Origin of the sequence: Borrelia hispanica CRI, from assembly GCF_000500065.1 — a bacterium.
In the GTDB taxonomy this organism is placed as follows: domain Bacteria; phylum Spirochaetota; class Spirochaetia; order Borreliales; family Borreliaceae; genus Borrelia; species Borrelia hispanica.
Genome location: NZ_AYOU01000091.1, coordinates 1 through 7,741 on the forward strand (window position 1 = coordinate 1; position 7,741 = coordinate 7,741).

Genomic DNA, 7,741 nt, shown 5'->3' on the forward strand with positions numbered 1-7,741 from the left:
AAAGACATAATGCCCAATTTTAGGAGTTGTATATGATGTATCAAGAGTTACTACTACTTCACCACGTCTTCTAATAGGAACAACTTCTCCTGGTAAGTACTTTTCTGTTTCATATGAAGGTATATAGGTCTTTTTCATAGCAAATCCACGAACAACATCAGTGTTTGTAGTACTAGATGTTGCTTTTTTTACCAAAATATCTCCCATATTAGAGGACTTACTAACTATTACTAAATCCCCAGGCAATATAGCCTCTGAATCAGCATCAACTATTGCAGACTCAGTTTCATGAATTCCACTCTTATGTTCAAATCCTGGTAAAAAACTTTTTTCTGAACCGGAAAAACTAAATTTATGCATGCGCAAACCCAACATTAGCAATTTTATCTTTATATCTCTGTGCCATGGTATTATTTACAATCTCTCCAACAGATCTACCACGTGCATTATTCATTTGCTTGTAAGCTGTAAGTTGTTGTACAAGGAAACTCATATTATCAATCTGTGCATCAAGATCTCCAGATTCATCTACTTGAACTTAATATCATATTTTCTTTTCATAGCATCTAAAAATGCCAACTTTGCATCCTTGATACTACTAACCTTTTCAAATTCTGGAGAAATATCATACTGCTTGGACGCATCCTGTAATTGTGACAAAATCTTAGAATCCCTGAATGCATTAAGTTCGGCCTTCTTTTCAGCTTGTTTCTTATCTCTCTCACCTTCTGCTAATCTCTTCTCAAAATCCTGAATTATCTCTGGTATTCTCTTAGAATCTGAGATCAACTTTTCATACTCTTCAAAAGAAATTGTTACACTTTCTCTATTACCAACATCAGAAGCAAAATTATTGGTAGTTGATAAAGAAATATCATCTAATTGTTCACTTTTCATATTTACCTCCTTTTTCCAAAGTCAAACAACTTACATAAATCAATTCTCACTAAACTTGCAAAAATTCGTTAAGTTCAAACTGAATTTTGTTCACAAGATCTAAATTACCCATCTCATTAGCCTTTTCTAAAATATCTGCATATAAAGACAGAGTACGCGCATGTTTCTCTTCAATATCAGCTTGTTCTTTTTGACTAATCGGCTTCACAGCCTTAAATTGCCAATTAGATTCAAGTCTAAATTTCTTCAGAACTGCATTGATAAAAGGCGCCATCATTAACTTACATATTTGCTCAATATTCAGATAGAATATGTCATAATTTCCAACACTTCCCTCCCCAGACGGAGATGTGGGATATAGTACTTCTTTAGGAATTCCAGAATAGAGCGTCACATCAGACACAATAATCTCAAATGCATCTCTTATAGGACTTACAGAACGTGTAATATTTGCAATATCATCTTCTTTACCAAGTATCATCATTTTATGATTACTATCCAAAACCCCTTCTACATTTTTCTTAAGTTCAGAAAGATCATGTGCCGTCATATCTTTGATTGATGGCAAAGTTGCGGATTTTAGAAAAGTAAAATTGTTAACCTTCAAAAAACCAACCGTCTCATCAAGCAAAGAATTCATCATGCGACTACTCTTCTCTAAAGCCGAAAAATTCAAAAATGACGACTTCATTTTGATAACACGAGTCGGATGTATATGATCAACAGAAAAATCATCTGCATCACAAACCTCACCAAAATTGAAACAACGAGATTCAAAACCATCCTTCAATGGTGTGCGGGGATCTTCAGAATCAGGAACTACTATGTAAAAAGCACTTTCCCCCGAAATAATTGAGGTGTAGACCATCTTTTTGATCACGCTTCTAAAATTGTTATCAAAAAGCACATCAAGCCCATCTCCTTTTTTGTGCTCAATGTCTCTAGATGCTGCAAATCCTGCATATATTTCTGCTACTTGATGAGAAAGTCTTGACGAATCTCTATTCAAACAACTGCTGCTTGTCGGATAAAATATTGAATTTGAAGCAGCACTCTTATCAAAATTCCTTTTAAAAAAATTAAACTTAAACAATCAAACCTCCGTAGCCCAATTACGTAAAAATGGACACAGCATTCAAAAATGCTGGTATATACTGTAAATCTCTTTGCATAACAATATTTGTAGCTATACCACTCTCACTAGAAAAAGACTCATCATAATAATATTCAGTGTCATGAAACTCTAAAATTACGTCTTCGGTCTCTTCTTTTTTTACAACATTCAAATTATTGGGGATAAGATAATCTGAGAGAACATACAGACTACGATTTCTAGCCATCAAAGAACCTCTACCAAAACGAGACAAAACATATCTTAGCTCTTGTCTAGTATGTGGTAAAACAAAAGTTCCCCTAAAACGCGCAAATTCAAGCTGATAATCTTCGCTTGAAAGTAATACTTTACTACTAGCATTAGTTACAACTGTTAGTGGCAGATAACCAAGTCTTCCAACAAGAATTTCTATCAAGCAAACTCTATTTCCTTTTATGTGCACTCCAGTGTAAAAACTGCCTTGTACTCTAGATATCAAACTTTCATCGCACACTTTAAACTGTTTTATAAATCTAGCAGTTCCAAATTCAAATTCTTCACCTAAAACTTCAATTCTAAACCCAATATCATTGCCATGATACGCAAGTTTTTGTTTCTCTAACCAAGAATTAACATCGCCTCCATTCAAAAATGGATTGTCTCTATAAGTACTTTTGATCACACACACTGAAGGATTATCTTCATTTGCAATATAACGTTTGTAAAGCCAATGAGAACGCGGAACTGGATTGCTCGACATATAGATTCTACCACCTCTTTCTCTCATTGTCGGAATAAGTTTTTCAATATCCGATTCTGTAAACTGATTAGCTTCTTCTAACCAAAGATCCTTAAAATGAGCATATGATTTCAAATCTGTTGTATCATGACCACCTTCAAATACAAATGCACGTTTACGTCCATATATCAACTTTTTTGTCTCTATCTTAGCTTTGCTAATAGTAAATTCACGACGTAATTGATATCTGTCAAGCAATTCTAAAATCTCTTTGTGTATCGATTGAGTGGTTTTGTTTTTCTTCTTTCGAACTGCTAAAGTATCACCACCATCCTTAGCGAACTTTCTCTCAAGATTCACAGTAGCAATATCATAAGTTTTACCAGTTCCCCGACTTGAATAGTATATGAAAATCTCAGCTTCGGGTTTATTTTTATACGCATTGTAATACACTGGCAGTCGCTTTAGTCTTACCATTTACTATCCTGCTTCGTTATTATTCTTAATAACACGCCCAATCTCACCCTCAGTATATGCACAACTATCAATAACAGAACCCTCTAAATTACCTAAAGACAACTTTTCTTTATTGATTATGTCCAAAACCAAATCTTCAAATTCATTCATATTAAGCGAAGCAAAAAACACTCTAAATGCATGAAGACTTGTTGCTAAAACATTGCTATTTGAAAACTCAACCATCTTAGATACAAACACTTTCATTAATGCTTCACGAGAATCTTCCATCTCACCTAATGGTTGAAAATGACTCTCAACAGCTTCTTTCAACAATTTTTTATAATCAAATTCTTGGCTCAAATTTCAAACTCCTTCTACATTGATTCACAGATCAAAACGAAAAAACGACAAATAAGCTAAATTTTTAGGTCTAGTTTCACTACTACCCTCATAACCCGTATAACTTGGAAATCTATGAGAATATATAGGATCACCAAGTTTTAGATTATGTACAAAACCGTAAGATCCATCTTTCCAGTACCAACTATCTGAAAATCCTTTTGAATTTGTATAAGCTTCTTTGAACAAATTTTGTCCATAGCCATAATTAACATTTTCATAATTGATGCGATGTTGATGATTTTTTAATGCATAGCCTTGTGTATCACCTAAACTTCTTGAATTTGAAGCATCATATTGCCTGAGAAATCTACCTGAAAGACTTGGTGCAGAAGTTACACCTAAAACTCTAGTCGCATAACAATTTGATGGTAAACTTCTACCGTCTGGCAGACAAAATTTGTTTGTATTAGTGAATGCTTCAATGAGTTTAGACCTATTCAACTTTGAACCCTCAACCGGAAATTTAGCCGTCAAAGTGCCAACAGCAACCTTTTCAATGAAAAAATCTACCATATGCTCCAAAACAGCATCCAAATTATCATCTAAAATAGATGATATATCCTTATTAATTGGATAATAACGTCGATTTGCAATACTACTACCATCACAAATTCCAAACACATCTTTGTCTTTCAACACAATAGGTTCGCCAACAGATCCTGTATAACCTTTAGAATCAAGATAACTTCCAATCCCAAATTGTATGCGGGTAGATTTGTCTGAAAGTCGAGATTTTATATTTTCATAATCTTTCTGGCTAATACTCATGAAACTCACCAATCATATCTGTAAAAAGACAAATAAGCTAAATTTACAGGCCTAGTTTCACTATCCCCATAGTAGTCGGTATAACTTGGAAAGTCATATTTCGAAATATAATCACCAAGTCTCATATCGTATACAAATCTATAATCACCAGTAGACCAATCACCAGTTTTGTAAAGCTGATCAAAACTTCTTACCAACTTACCATCAAAATTGATACTATCTCTGTTGATTGAATGATCATGTCTTTGAAAAGAATCACTTTGAGTATCACCAATACTCCGAACATAATCATACGATCCATGAGGATCATAGTGCCTCAAAAATCTACCCGACAGACTTGGTGCAGAATATATTCCAAATTTCTCTCGTACAAAGCATCCTTCAGGCAGACTGCGACCATCTGGCAAACAAAATTTCTTTGTTGCTTCAAAAGCTTCAATCAACTTAGAACGGGTCAAATGTGAACCTTCTCGTGCAAATTCAGCCGTCAAAAAGCCTGGATAAGTATTCTCTAAACATCGCTCAACCAAATCCTGTATATAAGAATCCAAAGTATCATCTAAAACTGGCGGAAGTCCCTTATTGATCGGATAATACTTTCGATTCTCACTACTCTTACCATCACAAATTGCAAACAAACCCTTATCTTCTACTACAATAGGCTCACCAAGTTTACCAACATAAGTCTTTGCTTGTTCCATATTTCCAACTCCAAATTGGATTTTTACATTATCAGCTTGTAATCGTTTTTTGATATCTTCAAAATCATCATCACTAATAGCCATTAAGCAGCCTCCTCTTTGTCCTTAACATTCTCTTGGTAAGTACTCAAATCAACAATTCTAGATTCAACATCAGACTTCTTTGTCAAAGAAATACCAAGCTCATTCTTTACAAAAAAATCTTTTACTAACAAATCAACAAAAGAACTACCCTTTAATCCCACTTTATTTTCTATGAAGTTATTTTCAGAAAGTCTCGCATTTACAATATCACTAATATTGAATGCAATACCCTTATTATTGCTAAATTCAACACCATTAACCTTGATGCTTGAAAATTGCTTTAGATGTAAACCATTTTCATTAGCCTTGACAACACCACCCCTAATGATGACATTCAATCCACTTGCAACCGATGCCTTCTTATTAGAATCAATCTCAACCCCAATAAGTGTCATATTACTAACATCATCAATAACAAAGCCTTGATTTGTATCCTTGAAAATAACATTTTCAAAAAGAATTTTTTGAACACCGTTGGCTTTTAATGCCAAAGCCCGGTTGTTGCGAAATATAATATTCTTTAAATACATAAAGCTAGAATCAACTGCATAAATAGAAGTTCTCTCTTTTTCTCTTACCTTGTAACTTGAACACAATCTCAAAGTAGAAACACCAATAAACTCTTTGTCTTCTAAATACGAATCCAACTGTTCACTATCATTAAGTGAACCTCCCTTGATCCAAAATTCACTAATAGGTTGATGAAATATAGTCATGTCTGACAACTTACAAGAACGGTTTGCTACAAGTACATCTTTTACAAAACCACTAGTTCTTACAACAACTCCATAATCTCCTTTAAGTTGTAAATTAGATATATCCAATGATCCATACAAGTAAAAATCACCTGGAAGTAGTCTTATTTTGCTTGTTGAAGAACGTTTTGCAAATTCAAAAGCCTCCTGAATCGTAACTTCATCTTTAAAGCCTGTTGCAACAAAATGAGGTTTTTGAAAATTATCATCCACGACAAACTCATGATTAAAAGGCGCGACTACAACTTCACTAACAGCTTCTAAATGAGATTGAGCACCTATATGCTGAGAAGTGGTCAAATAATCATAATGCGTATAATCTCCCCATGTAAGACCCTCATACTCATACAATCTTATATTCATATCAAATCCGGTAATTTTCTTTGAAAGAATCAAGAAAAAATGTTCGAATCCTGAATCTTCAAACTTTAGACGTACAAAATCTGTAAGATGCAATTCTTGAATTGATCTGAAATTAACTATTGTGTGCCCTTTGACCCGTAAATTAGTTAGAAATTCAAAAAGTCTGACGGCTGAACCAGAATCAAAAATAAAGCGGGTAGAATATTCGAATCGTTTGCTGTAAAAATCATCAGCATTATCAGTTTGCAGTGTATTACGAGCAGTAGTATAGAAAACATCACCATATATATCAACATAGTAAATATAACGAGAACCTTGACTTGAAGATGTATTTTTGAACCAAATGCGCGCTTTTGTTGGATAATACTCCTCGTGAACAAGCTTAATATCAGAATCGGCACTAAATCGTGTTTCAAGATTATGCGTCGAAACTATAGCTAAATGCTCATTTAGAGCATAATGGTTATGCCATACTTCTTTTCTCGTAAAATCCCATGTATAAGCAGTATCAAACCATTTAGGATCATACTCTTGATACACAACACTACCTATTTTGTCTGCAAAATCAGGATATACTACTCCTTTTTGCAAAACTGAAACATAATAACTACCCCCATAATTTTGAAAAGGGGCAGAATACAGTGGTCGCTTTTGTGAAATAGACTCTTCTTTAGTTTGAAATTTACCTTCTCTCCAAATAACCCTATTAGAATCATAACTACTAGAACTACTTTTGGACAAAACATAACTATTCGCATCTATAGAACAATAAGCTACATCCTTCTTGATAACTTCACTTTTCCAAATAGGTAAAATTTGCAGTTTGCCATCACCTGTAAATGTATATGCATATCCAAACTCATAAAGCAAAGCTGAAAGAATTGTCTGTATATCCTCACCCTCATCAATAATTACAGCGGGAACTCGATTCAAGATACTCTCAGAGCCATCATCATCAATTGCATCATTAAGCTTAGTTTTGCCCAAAATTAGATGTACTAGGGATTGTTCTTTGATCAAAGGATTATACACATACAGCCAATCAGGATTGAAATTAATCGGAAATTGAATGGGTTTTTCAAAAACAATATTGAGAAGCTTAGAATAATCGTTCACTACAAAGTTAATAGTTTGAGTTGAGTTCAAAACTTCGCGATTGAAAAATTTTTCTAAAATCCCCTTGAATAACGGTTTGTTACCATCCTTAACCTGCACATATACATCTTCTTTTCTGAAAAATAGAAAATCTAAAAATTCATCTGAAAGTCCACCTGCATCAAATCTAAAACTACTTGACGCGGTCTTTAATGTGGGATCTACAATCTTAAGTTCTAAAGAAATACTTGATATATTTGCATAAGGCGTAAGATCAAAAAACTGACCTTCGTCCGTAAAAAAAATAATACTCAAATTACAATAATTTTCTTCTTCACTTGTTACATTAGTTACATCATCAGAATCAGAATCATTAGAATCAGAA

General features: G+C 33.7%; 9 protein-coding genes. All 9 read right to left on the reverse strand.

The features are described from left to right. On the reverse strand, positions 1 to 375 hold a 375-nt coding region (locus tag U880_RS0102570; RefSeq protein WP_235047994.1), incomplete at its 3' end, for a structural cement protein Gp24. Then, entirely contained in the window at positions 353 to 493 is a 141-nt protein-coding gene (locus tag U880_RS11745; protein ID WP_235047964.1) for a hypothetical protein, read from the reverse strand. The genes U880_RS11745 and U880_RS0102570, both read right to left, overlap by 23 nt. A 35-nt stretch (positions 494 to 528) precedes the next feature. After that, positions 529 to 897 carry a hypothetical protein gene (locus tag U880_RS09970; RefSeq protein ID WP_235047965.1) on the reverse strand — a complete coding sequence of 123 codons (369 nt, stop codon included), beginning with the start codon at positions 895 to 897 and terminating at the stop codon, positions 529 to 531. Positions 898 to 946: 49 nt separating this feature from the next. Further along, a complete protein-coding gene (locus tag U880_RS0102580; protein ID WP_024654381.1) occupies positions 947 to 1,990 on the reverse strand; it encodes an anti-CBASS protein Acb1 family protein in 1,044 nt (347 codons plus the stop codon). Between the two features lie 19 nt (positions 1,991 to 2,009). After that, on the reverse strand, positions 2,010 to 3,206 hold the full coding sequence (locus U880_RS0102585) for a PBSX family phage terminase large subunit (protein ID WP_024654644.1): 1,197 nt from the start codon (positions 3,204 to 3,206) through the stop codon (positions 2,010 to 2,012). Between the two features lie 3 nt (positions 3,207 to 3,209). Beyond that, entirely contained in the window at positions 3,210 to 3,548 is a 339-nt protein-coding gene (locus tag U880_RS0102590; protein WP_024654645.1) for a hypothetical protein, read from the reverse strand. A gap of 24 nt (positions 3,549 to 3,572) precedes the next feature. Beyond that, positions 3,573 to 4,358, reverse strand: a complete 786-nt coding sequence (locus U880_RS0102595; RefSeq protein ID WP_038358989.1) for a hypothetical protein — start codon at positions 4,356 to 4,358, stop codon at positions 3,573 to 3,575. Positions 4,359 to 4,363: 5 nt separating this feature from the next. Next, positions 4,364 to 5,143 (reverse strand): hypothetical protein, encoded by a 780-nt coding sequence (locus U880_RS0102600; protein ID WP_024654647.1) that lies wholly within the window; start codon positions 5,141 to 5,143, stop codon positions 4,364 to 4,366. Continuing rightward, positions 5,143 to 7,741 (reverse strand): right-handed parallel beta-helix repeat-containing protein (locus tag U880_RS0102605; protein WP_024654648.1); only part of this gene is annotated, 2,599 nt, incomplete at its 5' end. The genes U880_RS0102605 and U880_RS0102600, both read right to left, overlap by 1 nt.

Excerpts from the sequence above, each read along its gene's own strand:
- U880_RS11745 (WP_235047964.1), bottom strand. The coding sequence starts at position 493 with ATGAGTTTCCTTGTACAACAACTTACAGCTTACAAGCAAATGAATAAT.
- U880_RS09970 (WP_235047965.1), bottom strand. The coding sequence starts at position 897 with ATGAAAAGTGAACAATTAGATGATATTTCTTTATCAACTACCAATAAT.
- U880_RS0102585 (WP_024654644.1), bottom strand. The coding sequence starts at position 3,206 with ATGGTAAGACTAAAGCGACTGCCAGTGTATTACAATGCGTATAAAAAT.
- U880_RS0102595 (WP_038358989.1), bottom strand. The coding sequence starts at position 4,358 with ATGAGTATTAGCCAGAAAGATTATGAAAATATAAAATCTCGACTTTCA.
- U880_RS0102600 (WP_024654647.1), bottom strand. The coding sequence starts at position 5,143 with ATGGCTATTAGTGATGATGATTTTGAAGATATCAAAAAACGATTACAA.